21 protein-coding genes are annotated in these 21738 nt (G+C 74.9%); 4 read left to right on the top strand and 17 right to left on the bottom strand.

The features are described 5' to 3' along the window. Positions 1-6: 6 nt before the first annotated feature. Positions 7-600: an RNA polymerase sigma factor gene (locus ACI782_RS00785; protein WP_456905089.1), complete on the bottom strand. Its 594-nt coding sequence runs from the start codon at positions 598-600 to the stop codon at positions 7-9. 215 nt (positions 601-815) lie between these two features. Between ACI782_RS00785 and ACI782_RS00780 the strand changes: the two genes are divergently transcribed. The 3 genes from ACI782_RS00780 to disA all read left to right on the top strand — a co-directional run bounded on the left by ACI782_RS00780 (position 816) and on the right by disA (position 4255). After that, entirely contained in the window at positions 816-1592 is a 777-nt protein-coding gene (locus tag ACI782_RS00780; protein ID WP_456905087.1) for a hypothetical protein, read from the top strand. Positions 1593-1683: 91 nt separating this feature from the next. Further along, positions 1684-3048: a DNA repair protein RadA gene (gene radA, locus ACI782_RS00775; RefSeq protein WP_456905085.1), complete on the top strand. Its 1365-nt coding sequence runs from the start codon at positions 1684-1686 to the stop codon at positions 3046-3048. A 121-nt stretch (positions 3049-3169) separates the two neighbouring features. Further along, positions 3170-4255 carry a DNA integrity scanning diadenylate cyclase DisA gene (gene disA / locus ACI782_RS00770; RefSeq protein WP_456905083.1) on the top strand — a complete coding sequence of 362 codons (1086 nt, stop codon included), beginning with the start codon at positions 3170-3172 and terminating at the stop codon, positions 4253-4255. An 81-nt stretch (positions 4256-4336) separates the two neighbouring features. Here the strand turns inward: disA and ACI782_RS00765 are convergent, their stop codons facing one another. After that, positions 4337-5023: a MucR family transcriptional regulator gene (locus ACI782_RS00765; RefSeq protein WP_456905081.1), complete on the bottom strand. Its 687-nt coding sequence runs from the start codon at positions 5021-5023 to the stop codon at positions 4337-4339. A 77-nt stretch (positions 5024-5100) separates the two neighbouring features. Between ACI782_RS00765 and ACI782_RS00760 the strand changes: the two genes are divergently transcribed. Beyond that, positions 5101-5994 (top strand): A/G-specific adenine glycosylase, encoded by an 894-nt coding sequence (locus ACI782_RS00760; protein ID WP_456905079.1) that lies wholly within the window; start codon positions 5101-5103, stop codon positions 5992-5994. A gap of 173 nt (positions 5995-6167) precedes the next feature. Here the strand turns inward: ACI782_RS00760 and ACI782_RS00755 are convergent, their stop codons facing one another. From ACI782_RS00755 to ACI782_RS00685, 15 genes are all read right to left on the bottom strand, one after another. Beyond that, on the bottom strand, positions 6168-8702 hold the full coding sequence (locus ACI782_RS00755) for an ATP-dependent Clp protease ATP-binding subunit (protein ID WP_456905077.1): 2535 nt from the start codon (positions 8700-8702) through the stop codon (positions 6168-6170). A 223-nt stretch (positions 8703-8925) separates the two neighbouring features. Continuing rightward, positions 8926-9186 (bottom strand): hypothetical protein, encoded by a 261-nt coding sequence (locus tag ACI782_RS00750; RefSeq protein WP_456905075.1) that lies wholly within the window; start codon positions 9184-9186, stop codon positions 8926-8928. Beyond that, positions 9183-9500: a hypothetical protein gene (locus ACI782_RS00745; RefSeq protein ID WP_456905073.1), complete on the bottom strand. Its 318-nt coding sequence runs from the start codon at positions 9498-9500 to the stop codon at positions 9183-9185. Before ACI782_RS00745 ends, ACI782_RS00750 begins: the two co-directional genes overlap by 4 nt. Positions 9501-9693: 193 nt before the next feature. Continuing rightward, positions 9694-10044, bottom strand: a complete 351-nt coding sequence (locus ACI782_RS00740; protein ID WP_456905071.1) for a histone-like nucleoid-structuring protein Lsr2 — start codon at positions 10042-10044, stop codon at positions 9694-9696. Positions 10045-10205: 161 nt separating this feature from the next. Then, positions 10206-11711: a bifunctional lysylphosphatidylglycerol synthetase/lysine--tRNA ligase LysX gene (lysX, locus tag ACI782_RS00735; RefSeq protein ID WP_456905069.1), complete on the bottom strand. Its 1506-nt coding sequence runs from the start codon at positions 11709-11711 to the stop codon at positions 10206-10208. A gap of 11 nt (positions 11712-11722) precedes the next feature. Then, complete coding sequence (locus ACI782_RS00730; protein ID WP_456905067.1) at positions 11723-12544, bottom strand: type III pantothenate kinase; 822 nt, start codon at positions 12542-12544, stop codon at positions 11723-11725. A gap of 2 nt (positions 12545-12546) precedes the next feature. Next, positions 12547-13458, bottom strand: coding sequence for a carboxylating nicotinate-nucleotide diphosphorylase (nadC, locus tag ACI782_RS00725; protein ID WP_456905065.1), 912 nt, complete (start codon positions 13456-13458; stop codon positions 12547-12549). After that, positions 13455-15128: an L-aspartate oxidase gene (locus ACI782_RS00720; RefSeq protein ID WP_456905063.1), complete on the bottom strand. Its 1674-nt coding sequence runs from the start codon at positions 15126-15128 to the stop codon at positions 13455-13457. The genes nadC and ACI782_RS00720 overlap by 4 nt, the downstream gene beginning before the upstream one ends. Continuing rightward, on the bottom strand, positions 15125-15643 hold the full coding sequence (gene panD, locus ACI782_RS00715) for an aspartate 1-decarboxylase (protein ID WP_456905061.1): 519 nt from the start codon (positions 15641-15643) through the stop codon (positions 15125-15127). Before panD ends, ACI782_RS00720 begins: the two co-directional genes overlap by 4 nt. Positions 15644-15651: 8 nt before the next feature. After that, positions 15652-16506 carry a pantoate--beta-alanine ligase gene (panC, locus tag ACI782_RS00710; RefSeq protein ID WP_456905059.1) on the bottom strand — a complete coding sequence of 285 codons (855 nt, stop codon included), beginning with the start codon at positions 16504-16506 and terminating at the stop codon, positions 15652-15654. Next, positions 16503-17447 (bottom strand): Rossmann-like and DUF2520 domain-containing protein, encoded by a 945-nt coding sequence (locus tag ACI782_RS00705; protein WP_456905057.1) that lies wholly within the window; start codon positions 17445-17447, stop codon positions 16503-16505. The genes panC and ACI782_RS00705 overlap by 4 nt, the downstream gene beginning before the upstream one ends. Before the next feature lie 251 nt (positions 17448-17698). Then, a complete protein-coding gene (locus ACI782_RS00700) occupies positions 17699-18922 on the bottom strand; it encodes a DUF6779 domain-containing protein (RefSeq protein ID WP_456905055.1) in 1224 nt (407 codons plus the stop codon). A gap of 200 nt (positions 18923-19122) precedes the next feature. Further along, entirely contained in the window at positions 19123-20136 is a 1014-nt protein-coding gene (locus ACI782_RS00695) for a glycine betaine ABC transporter substrate-binding protein (protein ID WP_456905053.1), read from the bottom strand. Between the two features lie 144 nt (positions 20137-20280). Beyond that, entirely contained in the window at positions 20281-21012 is a 732-nt protein-coding gene (locus tag ACI782_RS00690) for an ABC transporter permease (RefSeq protein WP_456905050.1), read from the bottom strand. Further along, positions 21009-21737 (bottom strand): ABC transporter permease, encoded by a 729-nt coding sequence (locus ACI782_RS00685; RefSeq protein ID WP_456905048.1) that lies wholly within the window; start codon positions 21735-21737, stop codon positions 21009-21011. The genes ACI782_RS00690 and ACI782_RS00685 overlap by 4 nt, the downstream gene beginning before the upstream one ends. Between the last annotated feature and the right edge of the window lies 1 nt (position 21738).

Below are 21738 nucleotides of genomic sequence, written 5' to 3'. Positions count from 1 at the left end.
TCCTCGTCATCGCCGGGAGGCCACGGAAGGGTGCGCGCCGGCCCCCACCCGTTCGGGGGAAGTCGTCTCGAGGATGCTGCGCAGGCTGCGCAGCCCGCGCCGCTGGAGGGCCTTGACCGAGCCGATCGAGCGCCCGAGCACGGAGGCCACCTGCTCGACGGTGAGGTCGCCGAGGACCCGCAGCAGGAGCACCGCACGCTGGTCGGTCGGCAGCGTCGCGCACAACCGGTGCACGTCCTCGGTCCCGATGCGGACGAACGCGTCGTCCTCCACGTCACCACCGCCGAGGGCACGGAGCACCGCGTCGTCGTCGCTCACCTGCGGACGGCGTCCGCGTCGGCGCCAGTCGTCGACCAGGCGGCGGTGGGCGATCGTGAAGACCCACGCGCGGAAGGCCTCCTCGTCCCCACGGAAGCCGGCCAGCCCGGTGAGGACGCCGATGAACGTCTCGCTGGCCAGGTCGTCCGGCTCAGCCGCGCCGTGGAGCCGCAGGTACCCGGTCACGGCCGGGGCGAGGTCCCGGTAGAGGACCTCGAAGGCCCACGCGGCCCCGGCCTGGCCCGCGGCCAGGACGTCGTCGAACGGCAGTCCCGTCCGCATCCCGCCTCCCGTCGTCGACCCCGTTGCCCTGAGGGATCGGCAGGCGGCGGCGCGGACTGGACCGGTGCCACCCGGTCGGGTGGCGGGGCGGCGGGCGCGGCGCGCCGGTGCGCCCCCCTTCCCTCCGGGCGGGCCCCGGGGAGCGGGCGTTAGGCTTCGGCGCGACCCGGGCCATCGACGTGCGGTGGCCGGCACGTCCCTGGAGGTCGACGGCTGTGAACCGCGCACTGCGCGCCGCCACGATGGGTGCCCTGCTCCTCAGCCCGATCGCGTTGACCGCGTGCAGCGCCGGGCAGGTCCCGCAGACCGTCACCCAGAACCGGGACAAGGTCGGCCCCGAGGCCCAGGCGGGCGACATCAGCCTGCGCCAGGTCCTGCTCGAGTACCCCACCGAGGGCCGCTACTCGGCCGGGGACGACGCGTCCCTGTCCATGACGATCGTGAACGGCGGCAACGAGGCCGACACCCTCGTCGGCATCGAGGGCGACGCCTTCACCGGGGTGGTCGTGAGCGGCCAGGCCACGCCCACCCCCGCCGTCCCGAGCTCCCCCTCGGCGGCGCCGACCGAAGGGGGGACCCCCGAGGCCGCACCGACCGAGGGCGGGACTCCCCCGGCCGCGCCGACCGACGGCGGAACTCCCTCGGCCGCGCCGACCGACGGCGGAACTCCCTCGGCCCCCGCCGAGCCGAGCGCGCCGGCCGCGCCGACGACCGCCACCGCGAGCACCCGCGTCGACATCCCCGTGCCCGCCCGATCCAGCGTCCTGGTCGGCGACGACGGCGGGCTCACCGTCGACCTCGCCGACCTGTCGGAGGAGCTGACGACCGGCCAGACCATCGACCTGACGCTGACCTTCGAGCGCGCCGGTGAGATCACCGTCGCGGCGGGCGTCGCCAACCCCGACCGGGCACTGCCCCGCGGCGAGGGCTTCGACTTCCACGAGGAGGGCGCGGAGGGCCGCGAGGCCGAGCAGGACACCGAGTCGGAGTAGCAGAAGGACCCCGCCCTCCCCACCCCTCGCGGGCTCGGGGCGGGGCCGCGTCCTCCCTGGATCTGTCGTACCCGGCGGTTAGCGTCGCCGGGTGCCTTCTGCAGGAGTGAAGTCCCGCCCCGCCCACCGCTGCACCGAGTGCGGGTACGGCGCGGCCAAGTGGGTCGGCCGCTGTCCCGAGTGTCAGGCGTGGGGCACGCTGCAGGAGGTCGGCGTCCCGGCCTCGCCGTTGCGGTCGGTGGCGGCCGGTCCGGTCACCGCCCCCGCCGTCCCCATCGCCCAGGTGGAGCTGGCCTCCGCCCGCGCCGTCCCGACCGGCATCGACGAGCTCGACCGCGTCCTCGGCGGCGGCCTGGTGCCCGGGGCGGTGCTGCTGGTCGCCGGTGAGCCCGGGGTGGGCAAGTCCACCCTGCTTCTCGAGGTCGCCCACCGGGTGGCCGCGGCCAACGGCCCGGCCCTCGTGGTGTCGGGCGAGGAGTCCGCGGCCCAGGTGCGGCTGCGGGCCGAGCGGATCGGCGCCCTGCACGAGGACCTCTACCTCGCCGCGGAGACCGAGCTGTCCGCCGTCCTCGCGCACGTCGAGCAGGTGAACCCCTCGCTGCTGGTCCTCGACAGCGTCCAGACGGTGCGCTCCCCCGCGGTCGACGGGACCGACGGCGGGTCCACCCAGGTGCGGGCGGTCGCCAGCGCGCTGACCGGCGTGGCCAAGAGCCGCGGGATGACGACGATCCTCGTCGGCCACGTCACCAAGGACGGCGCCATCGCCGGACCGCGCACGCTGGAGCACCTCGTCGACGTCGTCGTCTCGTTCGACGGCGAGCGGCACTCCACGCTGCGGCTGGTCCGCGCGACCAAGAACCGGTTCGGGCCGGCCGACGAGATCGGCTGCTTCGAGATCGGCGACCGCGGGGTCGTCGGCGTCCCCGACGCGTCGCACCTGTTCGTCTCCCGGCGGGCCGCCCCGGTCCCGGGCAGTTGCGTCACGGTGACGATGGAGGGCAGCCGGCCGCTGCTGGCGGAGGTGCAGTCGCTGGTCGCGTCCAACAGCGGGGGCGGGTCGCCCCGGCGTGCGGTCAGCGGGCTGGACTCCCAGCGGGTGGCCATGGTCAACGCCGTCGTCGAGCGGCGCGGTGGGGTCCGGCTGGCCGACGCCGACGTCTTCGCCGCCTCCGTGGGCGGCGTCCGCATCACCGAGCCCGCGGCCGACCTGGCGCTGGCGCTGGCGATCGCCTCCGCGGCCAAGGACGTCGCCCTCCCCCAGGGCCTGGTCGCGCTGGGCGAGGTCGGCCTCTCCGGGGAGATCCGCCGCGTCGGGGGCACCGGCCGCCGGCTGGCCGAGGCGGCCCGCCAGGGCTACCGGGTCGCGCTCGTCCCGGAGGACGCCGGCGCTGCCCCGAAGGGCATGCGGCTGATCGAGGTGCCCGACCTCGGAGCCGCGTTCACCCGGCTCTTCTGACTCTCCGTGACCCCCGGCGCCGGGGCTCCGCCGGATCCGGTGAGGTGGCTCACGGACCCGGACCAGTACCGTCGGGGCCACGTAGACTCAGCCGCCAACACACCGAACGTCAGGAGCGCTCGTGCCGCCCGCTGTGGACCCCGAGGTCGCGCTCCGCGAACTGCTCGGCCGCATCGCACCGGGGACCGCACTGCGCGATGGTCTGGAGCGGATCCTCGCCGGCCGCACCGGTGCGTTGATCGTCCTCGGCTACGACCGCGTGGTGGAGTCCATCTGCACCGGGGGTTTCGCGCTCGACGTCGCGCTGTCGGCCACCCGGCTGCGCGAGCTGGCCAAGATGGACGGCGCGGTGATCGTCTCCTACGACGGCGCCCGCATCGTCCGGGCCGGCGTGCACCTGATGCCCGACCCGACGGTCCCGACCGAGGAGTCCGGCACCCGCCACCGCACCGCTGAGCGGGTCGCCGTCCAGACCGGCTTCCCGGTGATCTCGGTCAGCCAGTCCATGCACATCATCAGCGTGTACGTCGCCGGGCGGCGGTACACGCTCGAGCACCCGACGACGATCCTCGCCCGCGCCAACCAGGCGCTGGCCGCACTGGAGCGGTACAAGCTGCGGCTCGACGAGGTGGCCAGCACCCTGTCGGCGCTGGAGATCGAGGACCTCGTCACCGTCCGCGACGCGATGAGCGTCAGCCAGCGGCTGGAGATGGTCCGGCGGATCGCCGACGAGATCGAGGGCTTCGTCGTCGAGCTCGGTACCGACGGCCGGCTGCTGGCCCTGCAGCTCGACGAGATGCTCGCCGGCGTGGAGGAGGACCGCGGCCTGCTGGTGCGCGACTACCTCCCCGGCGGCGCCCGCCGTCCGAAGACCATCGAGCAGGTGCTGACCGACCTGCGGGCGCTGTCGGCGACCGAGCTGCTCGACCTGTCGGCCGTGGCGCGCTGCTACGGGCTGCCGACGTCGGCCGACGCGCTGGACTCCCCGGTCAGCCCGCGCGGGTACCGGCTCCTGGCGCGGGTCCCACGGCTCCCGGCCGGCATCATCGACCGCCTGGTCGACCACTTCGGTGGCCTGCAGAAGCTGCTGGCCGCCACGATCGAGGACCTGCTCGCCGTCGACGGCGTCGGCGAGGCCCGCGCCCGCGGCATCCGCGAGGGCCTGTCGCGGCTGGCCGAGACCTCGATCCTCGACCGCTACAGCTAGGAGGGCCCCCTCCAGGGGCCCACCGCGGGCGCGCGAGTGGTGGGGAGGAGGGCAGTCCTCCTGCCCGCGGCGGACCCTGGCTCAGGTGATGGCGAAGGGCGCGTCGGCGCTGGTCCTGGTGTCCAGCCGTCCCCGCACGAGGTACTGCCCCGGCCCGAGCGCCACGCGGTCGCCGGAGCACCCCGGCTGGCTGGACAGGCCGCTCCAGACCACCGGGAAGGACACCGACTCCCCCGGTGCGAGAGTGCGGGTGTCGCTGGTGGCCTCCGGGACGCAGTCGTTGCTGCCCCACAGCCGGTCACCGGCGCCGTCGCGCAGCACGAGCTCCTGCAGGCCCTTGTCGAGGGTCCGCACGCACGGCACCGGCGACACGTTGGTGACCACCAGCTCGAACGTCGGCTTGCCGCCCACCGGTGCGCTGCCCGGGGTGCGCACCTCCAGGGCGATCATGTCGTCGCTGCACGGGCCGCCCGGCTGGGGTGCGGGTGCGGGGGCCGCCTGCGGCTCCTCGGTCACCTCGGCCGCGGGGGTGGGCGTCTGCACGCTGGCCAGCGAGGGCACCACCCGCTCCAGGGCCGGGGGTTGCGCCGGTTCGCCGGCAGCGGTGCCGGTCGCCGCCGCGGCCGATGAGTTGCTGCCGCCGTCGTCCCGGAGCGCGGCGACCAGCAGCCAGCCCCCGCCTCCCAGCAGCACCGCGACCAGGGCCAGGACGAGCAGGCGCCGCCGCCAGTAGACCGCCGCGGGGAGGGGGCCGACCGGGTGCAACACGCGGAGAACCGTAGTGCGCCGACCGGAGGGCTCCGGCGTCGGCACGCCGTCCCCGGCGGGCGGCACACTGGACCCCCGTGGACAGCACCGCCCCTCCCCTGAGCGGCACCGACCTCGGCGAGGCCCTCGTCGACTGGTACGCCACCGCCGCCCGCGACCTCCCGTGGCGGCGTCCGGACGTCGACCCGTGGGCAGTGCTGGTCAGCGAGGTGATGCTCCAGCAGACCCCCGTGGCCCGGGTGGAGCCGGTGTGGCGGGAGTGGATGGCCCGCTGGCCCACCCCGGCCGCACTCGCCGCCGCCTCCCCGGCGGAGGTGATCCGCGCCTGGGGCAAGCTCGGCTACCCGCGGCGGGCGCTGCGGTTGCGGGAGGCCGCCGTGGCCCTGGCCGAGCGACACGGCGGCGCCGTGCCCGCCGACGTGGCGGCCCTCGAGGCGCTGCCGGGCATCGGCACCTACACCGCCCGCGCGGTCGCGTGCTTCGGCCACGGGCAGCCGCAGCCGGTCGTGGACACCAACGTCCGGCGGGTGGTGGCCCGGCTCGTGCACGGCCGGGTGGAGGCGGGCACCGCGCGGGCCGGCGACCTCACCGACGTGGCCGCGCTGGCCCCCGCCGACCCGACGCGGGCGGTGCGGTTCTCCGTGGCGGCCATGGAGCTCGGGGCGCTGGTCTGCGTGGCCCGGACGCCGCGGTGCGAGGCGTGCCCGGTCCGGGAGAGCTGCGCCTGGCGGCTGGCGGGGTGCCCGGCGTCCGAGGGTCCGCCGCCCAGGGTGCAGGGGTTCGCCGGGACCGACCGTCAGGTGCGCGGCCGGCTGCTGGACGTCCTCAGGGCCGCTGAGGGGCCCGTGGAGGCCCTCCTGCTCGACGACGCCTGGGACGACGACGCCCAGCGCTCCCGGTGCCTGGACTCGCTGCTCGTCGACGGGCTGGTAGAGCAGACCCTGGACGGCCGGTTCGCCCTGCCCGGGTAGCCCGTCGACGGCCCCGCTGCAGGGGCCCCACGAGCTCGCGAGTGCTGGGGGGCGGGGCCCTCCATGACGAGGGGGCCGCCTCCCGGATGGGAGACGGCCCCTCGCCATGGCCCCCTTCCGGATCCCACCCGAGCGTGCGAGGGGTGGGTGGAGGGGGTCTTTCTACTACGGGCTCAGCCGTCCGACGTCCCGGTCGCCGGCGGCTCCTCGTCGCCGACCGACAGCGCGACCGGCGGGGTGTCGGGCACGTCGATCGGCTTGGCCTCGCCGCGGAAGACGAACTTCTGCTCGGCGCCCTCGCCCTCGACGTCCACCACGACGATCTGACCGGCGGTCAGCTCGCCGTACAGGATCTTCTCCGACAGCGTGTCCTCGATCTCGCGCTGGATGGTCCGGCGCAGCGGCCGGGCACCCAGCACCGGGTCGAAGCCGCGGTGCGCCAGGAGCTTCTTGGCCTCCTGCGTGATCTCCAGGGACATGTCCTTGTTCGCCAGCTGGCTCTCCACGCGGGCGACCATGAGGTCGACGATCTGGATGATCTCGGCCTCGGTCAGCTGGTGGAACACCACGATGTCGTCGATGCGGTTGAGGAACTCGGGCCGGAAGTGCTGCTTGAGCTCGTCGTGCACGCGCGACTTCATGCGCTCGTAGTTGGACTGCGTGTCGTTCCCGGCCTGGAAGCCGAGGCCGACCGCCTTGGAGATGTCCCGCGTCCCGAGGTTGGTCGTGAGGATCAGGATCGTGTTCTTGAAGTCCACGATCCGGCCCTGACCATCGGTGAGCCGGCCGTCCTCCAGCACCTGCAGGAGCGTGTTGAACACGTCCGCGTGCGCCTTCTCGATCTCGTCGAAGAGGACCACCGAGAACGGCTTGCGCCGCACCTTCTCGGTCAGCTGGCCACCCTCGTCGTAGCCGACGTAGCCGGGAGGGGCACCGACCAGCCGCGAGACGGTGAAGCGGTCGTGGAACTCACCCATGTCGATCTGGATGAGCGCGTCGTCCTCACCGAAGAGGAAGTTGGCCAGCGCCTTGGCGAGCTCGGTCTTACCGACACCCGAGGGGCCGGCGAAGATGAACGAGCCACCGGGACGGCGCGGGTCCTTGAGGCCCGCCCGCGTCCGCCGGATCGCCTGGCTGACGCTCTTGATGGCCTCTTCCTGGCCGATGATCCGCTTGTGGAGCTCCTCCTCCATGCGCAGGAGTCGGGTGGTCTCCTCCTCCGTCAGCTTGAAGACCGGGATGCCGGTCCAGTTGGCCAGCACCTCGGCGATCTGCTCGTCGTCGACCTCGGCGACGACGTCCATGTCGCCGGCCTTCCACTGCTTCTCGCGCTCGGCCTTCTCGCCCAGGAGCTGCTTCTCCTTGTCGCGCAGCGACGCGGCCTTCTCGAAGTCCTGCGCGTCGATGGCCGACTCCTTCTCGCGGCGGATGGCCGCGATCCGGTCGTCGAACTCGCGCAGGTCCGGCGGGGCGGTCATCCGCTTGATCCGCATCCGGGCGCCGGCCTCGTCGATCAGGTCGATCGCCTTGTCCGGCAGGAAGCGGTCGGAGATGTAGCGGTCGGCCAGCGTCGCGGCGGCGACCAGCGCGCCGTCGGTGATGCTGATCCGGTGGTGCGCCTCGTACCGGTCGCGCAGCCCCTTGAGGATCTCGATCGTGTGGGTGAGCGTCGGCTCGCCCACCTGGATCGGCTGGAACCGCCGCTCGAGCGCGGCGTCCTTCTCCAGGTGCTTGCGGTACTCGTCGAGCGTGGTGGCGCCGATGGTCTGCAGCTCACCGCGGGCCAGCATCGGCTTGAGGATGCTGGCGGCGTCGATCGCGCCCTCCGCGGCACCGGCCCCGACGAGGGTGTGGATCTCGTCGATGAACAGGATGATGTCGCCGCGGGTGCGGATCTCCTTGAGGACCTTCTTCAGCCGCTCCTCGAAGTCACCGCGGTAGCGGGAGCCGGCGACGAGCGCGCCGAGGTCGAGGGTGTAGAGCTGCTTGTCCTTCAGCGTCTCGGGGACCTCGCCCTTGACGATAGCCTGGGCCAGGCCCTCCACGACGGCGGTCTTGCCGACGCCGGGCTCGCCGATGAGCACCGGGTTGTTCTTGGTCCGCCGCGAGAGGACCTGCATGACCCGCTCGATCTCCTTGGCCCGCCCGATGACCGGGTCGAGCTTGGAGTCGCGCGCGGCCTGGGTCAGGTTGCGGCCGAACTGGTCGAGGACCAGGGAGGTCGACGGGGTGCCCTCGGAGGGGCCGCCGGCCGCGGCCGGCTCCTTGCCCTGGTAGCCGGACAGCAGCTGGATGACCTGCTGGCGGACGCGGTTGAGGTCCGCGCCCAGCTTCACGAGGACCTGGGCGGCGACGCCCTCACCCTCGCGGATCAGGCCGAGCAGGATGTGCTCGGTGCCGATGTAGTTGTGGCCGAGCTGCAGGGCCTCGCGCAGCGACAGCTCGAGGACCTTCTTGGCGCGAGGGGTGAAGGGGATGTGCCCGGACGGGGCCTGCTGGCCCTGGCCGATGATCTCCTCCACCTGCTGCCGGACACCCTCCAGCGAGATGCCCAGGGACTCGAGCGCCTTGGCTGCGACACCCTCACCCTCGTGGATCAGGCCCAGGAGGATGTGCTCGGTGCCGATGTAGTTGTGGTTGAGCATCCGGGCCTCTTCCTGGGCCAGGACGACCACGCGGCGGGCTCGGTCGGTGAACCGTTCGAACATCTGCTGCTTCTCCTCTGACCGGCTGGTCCGGCACTGCCCTCCCCGTGGCGGAGAGGAGCACCCGACGTCCGTCGGCGCGCGGGGCACCGGTCATTCCACTGTAGTCGCGGTCTCCGCCCCTCCGTCGGCACGCGCGGCCCGGTGGAGGAACAGGAGCTGACCGGTCCAACCGATGGTGGCCCAGCGGTGTTCCGGTCTCGTTACGCCCAGAGCGGACGACGCGTCAGCACGTGAGCGCCAGGCACACCCAGCACAGCGGCCACTCCTCGTCGCCGTCGTCGGGCCAGGCCCACAGGGCCGGGTCCAGGAGGGTGACCGGGGCGAGGCAGAGGGCGCGGCCGACGATCAGCCCGTCGGCGCCGACGGCGTGCAGCCGGCTCGTCGCGGCCTCGTCCGCGGCGTGCCGGCGCTCGACCGCGTCCACCCCGACCGTCCAGTGACCGTGCTCCAGGGAGCCGCGCCCCGCGCTCGTGCCCGCCGTCACTCGAGCACCACCAGCACGCCGTCGGCAGCGAGCCGCTGGGTCAGCTCGTCGAAGACCGCGCGCGCCGGGGGCTCCACGGTCGCCTGCAGCCGGACGGTGATCTGCCGGTGCCCGTGCCGCTGGAGGGCGAGGACCGTCCCGCAGAGCAGGTCGGCCCCGACCTCGTCGAGGTGGCCACGGGCCCGGACGACGCCGCGCGCCTGGTCGACGGTGGCGGTGAAGGAGGGTGCGAGGGGGGAGGTGTCTCGGACGGCCCGCTGGGAGCCTGGATCGCGACCACCCGTCGTGGTCGCCCACGCCGCGTCTTGGCTCATACCCCTAGCGTCACCGAACCGTCCGTATCTCCCCCAGGGACCTAGGGCCCTGACCTGCGGCGACGAGGCGCAACCCTCCGTTGACAACGGCGGCCCGGTCCCCTCGGGGAGCCGGGCCGCCGTCGGCCGTCGGCGGCCTCCCTGCAGGGCCCCGCCGCGAGCCTGCGAGCGGTGGGGGCAGGGAGGCCCTTTCTCAGTGGGCGGCCTCGTAGGCCTCCACCACGCTGGCCGGGATCCGCCCGCGGTCGCTCACCTGGTGGCCGTTCTTGCGGGCCCACTCGCGGATCGCGCCGGCCTGCTCACGGTCCATGCGACCGCCCCCGGTCGCGCGGGACCGCCCGCCGCCGGACGCCCGGCCCGAGCCGCGGCCGACCTTGCGAGCGGCCTGCACATAACGCGAGAACGCGTTCCGCATCTCCTCGGCGTTCTTCTCGGACAGGTCGATCTCGTAGTTCGTCCCGTCGAGGGAGAAACTCACGGTCTCGTCGGCCGGAAGATCCTCGTCGAGGTCGTCACTGAGGATCACCTGGACCTTGCGAGCCATTCCACTTCCCCACTTCCCGATGCGGCCCCTTTCGGGGGCGGTTAGTCGCCCCGGAGCGGGGCAGCTGCTTTGCCGCCTCGAACCATAGTGCATTCAGCGAGATGTGCGGGAAGGCGCGGGAAGGCGAAATACCGGAAGGGGTGAGAAACGGACGGTGTAGTTCAGGACGAAAGCGGCCGCACGAGCGGGAAGAGGATGGTCTCGCGGATTCCGAGTCCGGTCAGGGTCATCATGAGCCGGTCCATGCCCATCCCCATGCCGCCGGTGGGCGGCATCCCGTACTCGAGCGCCTCGAGGAAGTCCTCGTCGAGGGCCATCGCCTCGGGGTCGCCGGCCGCCGCCAGCGCCGCCTGGGCGGTGAACCGCTCGCGCTGGGCCACGGGGTCGACCAGCTCGGAGTAGGCGGTCGCGCGTTCGACCCCCGCGATGTAGAGGTCCCACTTCTCGGCCAGGCCCGACGCCGACCGGTGCGCCCGGGTCAGCGGCGAGGTGTCCAGCGGGTAGTCGATGACGAACGTCGGCGACTGCAGCGCGTCCTGCACCAGCGCCTCGAACAGTTCCTCGACGACCTTCCCGGGCAGCCACTTCGGGTCCACCCCGATCCCGTTGCGCTCGGCGATCGACCGCAACTGCTCGAGCGGGGTCTCGGGGGTGACCTCCTCCCCCACGGCCTCGGACACCGCCGTGTGGAGCGGGATCTGCGGCCACTCGCCCGACAGGTCGATCTCGGTGCCGTCGTTGTGCCGCGCGACGTGGTCGCCGAACAGCGCGGCGCAGCATTCCTGGACCAGTTCCCGGGTGAGGGTCGCCATCACCTGGTAGTCGGCATAGGCCTGATAGCACTCGAGCATCGCGAACTCCGGCGAGTGCGTGCTGTCGGCGCCCTCGTTGCGGAAGTTGCGGTTGATCTCGAAGACCCGCTCGAGCCCGCCGACGATGCACCGCTTCAGGAACAGCTCCGGCGCGATGCGCAGGTACAGGTCGAGGTCGAACGCGTTCATGTGGGTGCGGAACGGGCGCGCCGCGGCGCCGCCGTGCACCGTCTGCAGCATCGGCGTCTCGACCTCGAGGTAGCCGCGGGAGGCGAGGCCCGTGCGCAGCGTCGACATCACCGTGGACCGCTGCCGCACCGTGCGGCGGGCCTCGTCGCGCACGATCAGGTCCACGTACCGACGGCGGACCCGCAGTTCCTCGCTCATCGGCTTGTGGGCCACCGGCAGCGGGCGCAGCGACTTGGCGGTGAGCTGCCAGGAGTCGGCGAACACCGAGAGCTCCCCGCGCCGCGACGTCCCGACCTCCCCCTGGACGAACACGTGGTCGCCGAGGTCGACGTCGGCCTTCCAGGCGTCCAGCGCCTCGGCGCCCACCCGGTCGCGGGAGAGCATGACCTGCAGCTCGGCGTCCCCCTCGCGCAGCGTCGCGAAGCACAGCTTGCCGGTGTTGCGGCTGAATATGACCCGGCCGGTGATCCCCACCTTCTCGCCGGTCATCGTGTCCGGCGGCAGGTCGGGGTGGGCGGCGCGGACGTCGGCCAGCGTGGTCGTCCGGGCGACGGCGACCGGGTACGGGTCGACGCCGGACTCGCGCAGCCGGTCCAGCTTCGCCCGGCGGACCCGGAGCTGTTCGGGGAGTTCGTCGTCAGCCGGGCCGGACGGTACGTCTGTCACGGGAGGCGAGCCTACGGGGAGGGCGGACGCCGGGTGGGCGGGTGACGGAGACCGGCCTGCTGCCGTTCGAAGGCCAGCCGCAGCCCGTGGACGGTGAGGTCGGGCTCGCGCTCGCCGATGGACCGGCAGCTGTCGGCGACCAGCGGCGCGAGCCCGCCCGTGGCGACCACCACCGGCGGCACCCCGAACGAGTCGACCAGCTCGGCGGCGATCCGCGCGACCAGCCCGTCGACCAGGCCGGCGAAACCGAGCACCAGGCCCGACTGCAGCGCCGCGACGGTGTTCTTGCCGATGGCGTGCGCCGGCACGGTGAGCTCCACCGACCGCAGCTGGGCCGCGCGGCTGGCCAGCGCCTCCAGGCTGACCTCCACGCCCGGGGCCAGCGCGCCGCCGAGGAACTGCCCCGCGGGGCCGACGGCGTCGACGTTGGTGGAGGTGCCGAAGTCGACGACCACCACGGGCCGGTTCCCGCCGCCGGGCCCCCGGCCGTAGAGCTCGTGCGCGGCGAGCGCGGTCACGACGCGGTCCGCACCGACCTCGCGGGGGTTGTCCACGTGCAGCGGGACGCCGGTCCGGACGCCGGGACCGATGAGGACGACCGGCACCTCGAGCGAGTCCAGCAGCTGGCGCAGCGCCGGCAGCAGCGCGGGCACCGTCGAGCAGGCCGACACCCCGGTGACCTCGGTGTCGCGCAGCAGCCCGCGCCACAGCATCCGCAGCTCGTCCGCGGTCGCCCGCGGCGCCGTCGTCACCCGCCAGCAGCCCACCCGCCGGTCGCCGTCGAAGGTGGCGAGGACGGTCTGGCTGTTGCCGACGTCGACGGTGAGCAGCACGGTCAGGCCCGCAGGTCGAGGGCGAGGTCGAGGATCGGCGCCGAGTGCGTGAGCCCGCCGACCGACAGGTAGTCGACGCCGGTCCCGGCCACCTCGCGGGCGACGTCGAGGGTGAGCCCGCCGGTGGCCTCCAGCTCGGCCCGGCCCGCGACGAGCGCCACGACCTCGCGCAGGGCGTCCGGCGCCATGTTGTCGCAGAGCAGGAAGTCGGCGCCGGCCTCGACCGCCTCGACGGCCTGGGCCGGCACGTCGACCTCGACCTGCACGGTGACGCCCGGGGCCCGCTCGCGGACGGCGGCGACGGCCGCGGCGACCGAGCCGGCGGCGGCGACGTGGTTGTCCTTGACCATCGCCACGTCGTAGAGGCCCATCCGCTTGTTCGACCCGCCGCCGCAGCGGACCGCGTACTTCTCCAGCGGCCGCAGCCCCGGCGTGGTCTTGCGGGTGTCCAGGACGACGGCCCCGGTGCCGGCCACGGCGTCGACCCACCGGCGGGTGAGGGTGGCGATGCCGCTGGCCCGGCTGGCGATGTTCAGGGCGCTGCGCTCGGCGGCCAGCAGCGCGCGCACCGGCCCGCGGACGGTCAGCAGCACGTCGCTGCGGGCCACGCGGTCGCCGTCCGTCGCGCCCGCGGTGAGCGTCGCGCCGGGGGCGAGCCGGGTGAACACCCGCGCGGCGACCGGCAGGCCGGCGACCACGCCGTCGGCGCGGGCCACCAGGTCGGCGGTCCCCAGCCGGCTGGCGGGGACGGTCGCGGCGCTGGTCACGTCATGGGTCACGGCGAGGTCGGGGGCCGCGGGCAGCGGCGCGCCGCCGGTGAGGTCCTCGACGAGGGCGCGCTCCACCAGCTCGTCGACCCACGCCTCGGAGAGGCCGGTGCCGGAGAGGTCCCGCGGGTCGACCACCGAGCTCACCACGGCTGCACCACCGGGGTGCCGACCGGCCGGCGGGTCACCGTCAGGCGGCCGGACGGGTCCAGGCGGACGTCGAGGTGCACGCGCCACTCCTCCTCGGTTCCGGGGTGGTCCTCGCGCCAGTGGCAGCCGCGGGTCTCCTCGCGGGTCGCCGCCGCGGCGGTGAGGGAGCTGGCGACGGTCAACAGGTCGGTCGCCTCCCAGCTGTCCACGGCAGGAGCGGTCCCGCCCAGCCCGGCGGCGAGCGCGGCGAGCCGGTCGACCGCCTCGGCGAGCCCGGCCCCGGTGCGCAGCGCGCCGACGCGGGCGGACATGGTGTCGGTCACCGCCCGGCGCCCGGCCGGGTCCAGCAGCCCGGACGGCGCGGCCTCGGTGAGGCGCACCGCCGCGGGCGCCGGCAGCCGCCCGGCGAGCTCGGCGCCGATCCGGGCGGCGAAGACCAGGCCCTCCAGCAGCGAGTTGGAGGCCAGCCGGTTGGCGCCGTGGACGCCGGTGCAGGCGACCTCCCCGCAGGCGTAGAGCCCGGGCACCGTCGTCCGGCCCGCGAGGTCGGTGACCAGGCCGCCGGAGGCGTAGTGCGCCGCGGGGGTCACCGGGACCAGGTCGGTGACGGGGTCGATGCCGGCGGCCCGGCAGCTGGCGGTGATGGTGGGGAAGCGCGTGGCGACGTCGGGCACCTCGCGCGCGTCCAGCCAGACGTGCGGGACGCCGTCGCGCAGCTGGACGGCGGTGATCGCCTTGGCGACGACGTCGCGGGGGGCCAGCTCGGCCAGTGGGTGCACGCCCACCATGAACCGCTCCCCCGACCCGTCGCGCAGCACCGCACCCTCGCCGCGCAGCGCCTCGCTGACCAGCGGCTGCTGGCCCCGGGCGCCGGGCCCGAGGTAGAGCGAGGTCGGGTGGAACTGGACGAACTCCAGGTCGGTGGCGACCGCGCCGGCCCGCAGCCCGAGGGCCACGCCGTCGCCGGTGGAGACCGAGGGGTTGGTGGTGGCGGCGTAGACCTGCCCCATGCCGCCGGTGGCCAGCACGACCGCGCGGGCGCGGACCGCGCCGACGCCGTCCGCGCTGCCTTCCCCGAGCACGTGCAGGGTGACCCCGGCCGCGCGCCCGTCGGCGTCGGTGAGCAGGTCGAGGACCATCGCGTGCTCCACCAGCGTGACGCCCGGATCGGCGCGGACGGCGTCCTGGAGGGCGCGCTGCACCTCCGAGCCGGTGGCGTCGCCGCCGGCGTGCACGATCCGGTCGGCGGAGTGCCCGCCCTCGCGGGTGAGCAGCAGCCGGCCCGCGGGGTCGCGGTCGAAGGCGGCGCCCCAGTCCATCAGCTGGCGCAGCCGCTGCGGCCCCTCGTGGACCAGGACGGACACCGCCTCGGCCTCGCACAGGCCCACGCCGGCCACCTCGGTGTCGCGGGCGTGCGCCTCGGGGCTGTCGGCGGGGTCGAGCACGGCGGCGATGCCGCCCTGGGCCCAGCGCGTCGACCCGGCGTCCACCCGGACCTTGGTCACCACGGCGACCGACAGCCCCGCGGCGCGCGCGTGCAGCGCGACGCACAGCCCGGCCACGCCGGAGCCCACGACGCACACGTCGGCGGTGAGCTCCCAGCCGGGCGCCGGCGCCGACAGGCGCAGCGGCAGCCCGGTGAGGGTGTCGGTCGCGGCGGCGGTCACCGGACCGGGACGCCGAAGTCGCAGCGCCGGTGCGGAAGGACCCCGTCCTCCCCTCCGCTCGCACGCTCACGAGGGAACCCGGGACGGGGCCGCGACCGGGCCCCGGTGGACGACGTCGCCAGCGGGCCCCGGCGATGGTCCTCTGCGCCGGGCACCGGCGCGGACGGGTCGCCGCCGAGGTCGACGATGCGGTTGGCGCCGTCGACGTGCACGACCCTGGGGATGTGGCTCTTGGCCTCGGTCTCGTCCATCACGCCGTAGCTGATCATGATCACGAGGTCGCCGGGGTGCACGAGGTGCGCGGCGGCGCCGTTGATCCCGATCACCCCGCTGCCCCGCTCGCCGGGGATGACGTAGGTCTCCAGCCGCGCGCCGTTGGTGACGTCGACGATCGCCACCTGCTCGCCGGGCAGCAGGTCGGCCGCGTCGAGGAGGTCCTCGTCGATGGTCACCGAGCCCACGTAGTGCAGGTCGGCCTGGGTGACCGTCGCCCGGTGGATCTTGGACTTGAGCATCGTGCGCATCATCGGTCGTCTCCCAGGTGCACGGGGGTGTTGTCGATCAGGCGGGTGCTGCCGACGCGGGCGGCGACCAGCAGGCGCGCGGGTCCGGCGGCGGGCGCCGGGCCGAGGTCGGGGTCGGTGAGCTCGAGGTAGTCGGGGACCAGCTCGGGAGCGGTGGCGAGCACCTGCCGCGCGGCGGTGCGGACGGCCTCGGCGCCCTGCGAGCCGGCCGCGGCACCGGCCCGGAGCGCTCGCGACAACGCCGCGGCGGTGGCCCGCTCTTCCGGGGAGAGGTACCGGTTGCGGGAGGACAGCGCCATGCCGTCGTCCTCGCGGACGGTGGGGACGCCGACGACCTCGGGGCCGAGGGCGAGCTCGCGGGCCATGGCGCGGATGAGCACCAGCTGCTGGTAGTCCTTCTCGCCGAAGACGGCGACGTCCGGGCGGACCAGGCCGAACAGCTTGGCCACGACGGTGAGGACGCCGGCGAAGTGCCCGGGACGGACGGCGCCCTCGAGGACGTCACCCAGCGGCCCCGGGTGCACGGTCACCCCGACCGCGCCGGGCGGGTAGACCTCCTCGACCGGCGGGTGGAAGACGACGTCGGCGCCCTCCTCGGCGAGCGCGTCGAGGTCGGCGTCCCAGGTGCGGGGGTAGCGGTCGAAGTCCTCGCCCGGGCCGAACTGCGTCGGGTTGACGAACACCGAGACGACCACGGAGCCGCCCCGCTCCCGTGCGGCCCGGACCAGGGTGCGGTGGCCCTCGTGCAGCGCGCCCATCGTCGGGACGAGGACGACCGGTCCCGGCAGCCGCGCGCGCAGCCGGGCCAGCTCGGCGGTCGTCTCCGCGACGGCCGGGGTGGGAGGTGCACTCACCGGGAGCCCGCCGGATCGGCGGCCTCGTACAGCAGGTCCAGCAGCGGTGCGCCCTCGTGCCGCTTGAGCCGGCCGGCGGCCAGGGCGCGCTCGGTGGTGCGCTGGGCCATCGCGACGTAGGCGGCGACGGACTCCGGCGCCCGGTCGGTGAGCGTGTCGAGGTGGTCGCGGACGGTGCCGACGTCGCCGCGGCTGACCGGCCCGGTGAGCCCCCGGTCGCCGCGCCGGAGCCCGTTGTCCAGCGCCGCGGTGAGCAGCGGGGCCAGCACCCGCGCGGGCTCGCCGACGCCCGCGGTGCGCAGCAGGTCCGCGGCCTCAGCGACCAGCGTGACGAGGTGGTTGGCGCCGGTCACGAGGGCGGCGTGGTAGAGCCGCCGGTCGGCCTCGGCCACGAAGAACGGCTCGCCGCTCATCTCGAGCACCAGCGTCTCGGCGACCGGCCGGTGCTCGGGGGCGCTGGTGACCGCGAACGGCGTGCCGGCCAGCCGGTCGGCGTCCTCCGGGGCGCCGGTGAAGGTCATGGCCGGGTGCAGCGCCAGTGGCAGGACGCCGGCCCGCGCGGCGGGCGCGAGCACCGCGAGGCCGTGCGCCCCGGACGTGTGGAAGGTCAGCTGCCCCGCGCGCCACACCCCGGTCTCCGCCAGGCCCGAGACCAGGCCGGCGAGGGTGTCGTCGGGGACGGCGAGGACGACCAGGTCGGCGGCGGCGACCACCTCGTCGGTCGGGAGCAGCGGCGTCCCGGGCAGCAGGCGCGCGGCACGCTCGGCGGAGCCGGTGGAGAGGCCGGCGGCGGCGACCACGTCGTGGCCGGCGGCGGCGAGGGCGGCGCCCAGGACGGCGCCGACGCGTCCGGCGCCGACGACGCCGACGCGGAGCCGGGCGGGAGCGGTGCCGGCGGGCTGGAGGCCGGCAGCGTGGGGAGTCCTGCGGGCAGCAGGCATCGGTGCACCTCTCGTTCCAGTCCCTCGCGGGTACCGGACTCGGGTTCGCGGCCGTCCTCGTCGACGACCGTCAGGGCGTGCGGGTCGTTCGGGTCGATCGGTGGTGCCGGCGCCGGCCCCGCTGCGGCCGAGTCGTGCCACGCGGGTTGCGCGCCGATGGCGAGTGTGTGTCCGGCTCGCAGCCGGTGCAACGCCTGAGGCCTGTGGACTGGGTCACGCCTGCCGCACGCCTGGGCGCGGTCGCGGCCGGGTCAGCGGCCGAGCACCCGCGAGAGGACGTCGTCGGTCTCGCCGTCGTCCCGGTAGCGGCGCCGCCGGCGGCCGCCGGACGACGGGCTGACCCCGTTCGCGGCGAGGATCTCCGCCAACCGCACGGCCCCCTCGCCGGCCGCCGGCGCGGCGTCGCGCGGGACGGCGGGGCGCTGCTCGGTGGGCTGCTCGGCCGGCGCGACCGGGCGGTACGGGGCGTCGGTGTGCCGACGGCTCGGCTCGGCGGCCGTCGCGGGCTCGGCCAGGGACCGGGTCGCCGACCGGTCCCGCGGGGACTCCGGCGGCTCGGCGGAGGCTGCGGACCGCGAGCGCCGCGCCGGGGCCGCCTCGTCGGGCTCCACCATCGACCGCTCTGCCAGCCAGTCCAGCGGCGGGGGCGGGGGAGCCGGCGTCGAGCGGACCGGCGGCTCGGCCGCTGCCGTCTCGACGCGCACCTCGGCGAACTGCCGGGTCGCTCCGCCGACGGTGAGGTCCGCGAGCCGGATCGCCGGCCGGGCGGCGGTCAGCTCCGCAGCCGGCTCGACCCAGCCGGCGGCGTCGATGGTGCGGGGAGCCGGGGTCTCGGCCGTCGCCGGGGCGGTCCGGATGGACTGGGTGCGCAGCATGATCCGCTCGACCAGCATCTCGCCGGACAGCTGCTCGGTGAGCTCCGTGCGCAGGCGGCCGACGTCGGCCCGCAGCTCGGCCAGCTGCGCCAGGTCCGCCCGCAGGTCGGTGAGCTGGGCGAGACCCGCCCGCAGCTCGGCGACCCGGGCCACCTCGCCGCGCAGGGCGTCGAGGTCGGCGCGCACCGCCTGCTCGGTCTCGCGTCGCACGTCGTTCTCCACGCGCAGCTCGAGCTCCCGCCGGGCCGCGACCTCCCGCTCCAGCTGGAGCTCGTAGGCGAGCCGCAGCTCGGCCTCACGCTCGGCGGCGGACCGCTCGACGGCCGCGACCTCGTCGCGCTCGGGGGCCGCGCCGCCACCCCGCCGGGCCGTTCCCAGCGCGGCGAGCACGAAGGCCCAGGCCGCGCCGATGACCGCCAGCCGGAGCACCCGGGGGTCGTCGGTCACGAAGACGACGACGGTGGCGACGACGGCGAGGACGAACCCGACCGCCAGGCCGGCGGTCCGCAGGCCCGGGGAAGCCGCAACGGGGCCGCGTCGGACGGTGCGGGAACCGGTTCCGGAACGCTCGGCGGCCACGTCGTCCCGGTCCCCCCGCATGGCTCCAGAGTAACGGTGAGGCAGCCTCCGACCACGGGCTGGAATCGCCGGGCGCCACACACGCGAGAGGGCCCGGGACACGCCGTCCCGGGCCCTCCGGCCCCCTGCAGGGCCCGCAGTGGCCCCGTCCCGAGGCTCACCCCGAGCGAGCGAGGGGTGAGGAGGACGGGTCCTCCCACGGCGGGGGGCAGGGGGTCCTCCTACTGCGCGAGTGCTCCGTCGGAGCTGAAGACCAGGCCGATCGAGACCTCGCCCTGCTGGAGCGCGGCCTTGGTCAGCGGGCCGCCGGGGTCGAGCTCGCGGAACTCGGCGAACTGCAGCCCGTAGGTCTCCTCCAGGCCCGGCTGGCAGAACGGCCGGTCCGGGCACTCCGCCGGGCCGCCGAGCACCAGCGATCCGTCGCCGCAGGCGTCGGCCAGCTCCGACAGGGTCGCGACCCCCACCTGGTCGGCGAACTCCTGGGTGACGGCGAAGGCGTTCTGGTCAGCGGCGTTCGAGGGTTCACCGAAGACCAGGCCGACCTGCTCGGCCAGCGGCTGCAGCGCGCTGACCGTCGCCTGCGCGTCCCCGCTGGCCACCGGCTGCGCCTCGGGGCCGTTGACCTGGCGGTTGAGGAACTCGGTGACCGTCGACAGGTACTCGGGGAAGACCTGGATGTCCGAGCCGGAGATGAGCGCCGGCAGGTACAGCTCGCGGTTGCCGACCTCGCGGACGGAGGCGTCGAAGCCGGCACCGGTGAGGACGTCGGCGTAGATGCTCGCGAGCACGGTGGACTCGGTGAAGTTGGCACCGCCGACCGCGATCGCGCCGCTGCCCTGCTCCAGGGCGGCCGCGTCGACGTTGTCCTGCACCCAGGCCGCGGCGACGTCCTCGGCGCTCTGCCGCTCGATGTCCACCGCGGCGTTGAGCTCGATGAGCTCCTCGGTGGTCAGGGCGGCCGAGACCGCGTCCAGCGCCGGGAGCAGCGCCGGGTTGGCCTGGGAGGTGGCGAGGTTGACCGCCGGGACGACGTTGTCGGCGTTCTGCAGCTGCTGGTCGTCCTCGAGCACGACCAGCTGCTCGCCGGCCACGGGGGCGCAGGTGTCCCCCGCCGCGGTGGCGCCGCCGGTCTCGCCCCCGCCCGTGCCCGACGAGCCGGACTCGCCGCAGGCGGTCGCGGTGAGGAGCACCGCGGCCAGCGCGAGGGGAGGGAGGACCCGGGTACGGCTGCGCATCTCGCCCGCCTTCTGTGTCCCGTGCGGCCGTGCGGCCGCGACGCGTGTCTGGCGGGAGGAGTCCCGCGCCGATCATGCAACCGCCTGGCCACGCGCTCGGCCAACTCCCGGCCGGACCCTGTTGCGCGGTTGTTACCGAGCGGCTCAGAGGGGGACGCCCGACGCGGTCGGCTCCGGCGTCCCGGCCCGGCCGCGCGCGGACCGGAGGAGCGGCAGCCGCCGGGGGCCGGGGGTGACCGCCCACGACACCAGCACCAGCACCAGCTCGGTGAGCAGCGCGAGCCCGGCCACGAGGAAGGCACCGGCGAGGATCTGGCCGAGGTCCTGCTGGCCGAAGCCGAGGTTGATGATGCGGCCCAGCCCGCCGCCCCCGACGAGGGCGGCGAGGGTGGCGGTGGCGACCACCTGCACCGCCGCCGTCCGGACGCCGGTCATGACCAGCGGCAGCGCGAGCGGGGCGTCGACCCGCGCCAGCAGCTGGCGCGGGCTCATGCCCATCGCCCGGGCCGCCTCGCGCACGTCGCGGTCGACCTCGCGGAAGCCGACGAAGGTGTTGGTGAGCATCGGCGGGACGGCGAAGACCGCGAGGGCGATGACGGTCGCGGTGTCGCTGAAGCCGATCGGCGTCACCGCGAAGACGGTGAGGAGGGCCAGGGTCGGCACGGCTCGGCTGACGTTGGACAGGACGACGATCCCGCCCGCGCCGCGGCCGCTGCGGCCGAGGAGCACCCCCGCGGGGATCGCGAGGACCGCGGCGAGCAGCACCGCCGCGGCGGAGACCGCCAGGTGCTCGGCGAGCAGGTCGAGGATGCCGCCCGGCCGCGTCCAGTTGAACGGGTCGTTGAGGTAGACGAAGGCGTCGCCGAAGGAGCTCATGCCCGGACCGCCCGCGTCCACGGGGTGAGCAGCCGCTCGAGCCCGGCGAGCAGCACGTCGGCGACCAGCGCGAGCAGCACGCACCCGACGGCGCCGGTGACGATCTCGGCCCGGTAGAAGTTCGCGTTGAACCCGCCCACGATCAGCTGCCCCAGCCCGCCGTTGCCGGTGATGACGCCGACGGTGACCAGCGCGACGGTCGAGACGGTCGCGATGCGCAGCCCGGCCATGAAGGTCGGCAGCGCCAGCGGCAGGTCGACCTGCAGGAACATCCGCGCGGGGCCGTAGCCCATCCCCCGCGCGGCCTCGCGGACGTCGTCCGGCACGCCCTGCAGCCCGACGAGGAAGTTCCGGACCAGGATCACCAGCGTGTAGAGGGTGAGCCCGAGCAGCACGGTCGTCGCCGACAGCGGCCCGGTGAACGGCGCCAGGAAGGCGAACATGGCCAGCGAGGGGATCGTGTAGACCACCGTCGACAGGCCCAGCACCGGCCCGGACAGCAGCCGGGTGCGCCGGGCCAGCAGCGCCAGGGGCAGCGCGACGAGCGCCCCGAGCAGGACCGCGCCGACGGTGAGCCTGACGTGCTGCTCCAGGTAGACCACAATGGTGTCCCAGTTGTCGGTCACGTACGACGGGCTGAACCAGGGGTTCGGCGCTTCGTCCGCCGCGAGCACCACCGGGTCGCTCGCCGCACCCGTCGGCGGGTGCGCACCCAGGGAGGCCACG

This window comes from Geodermatophilus sp. SYSU D00703, from assembly GCF_054050155.1.
The sequence above is the reverse complement of the archived record's forward strand: the minus strand, read 5'-3'. Positions and strand labels throughout refer to the sequence as shown.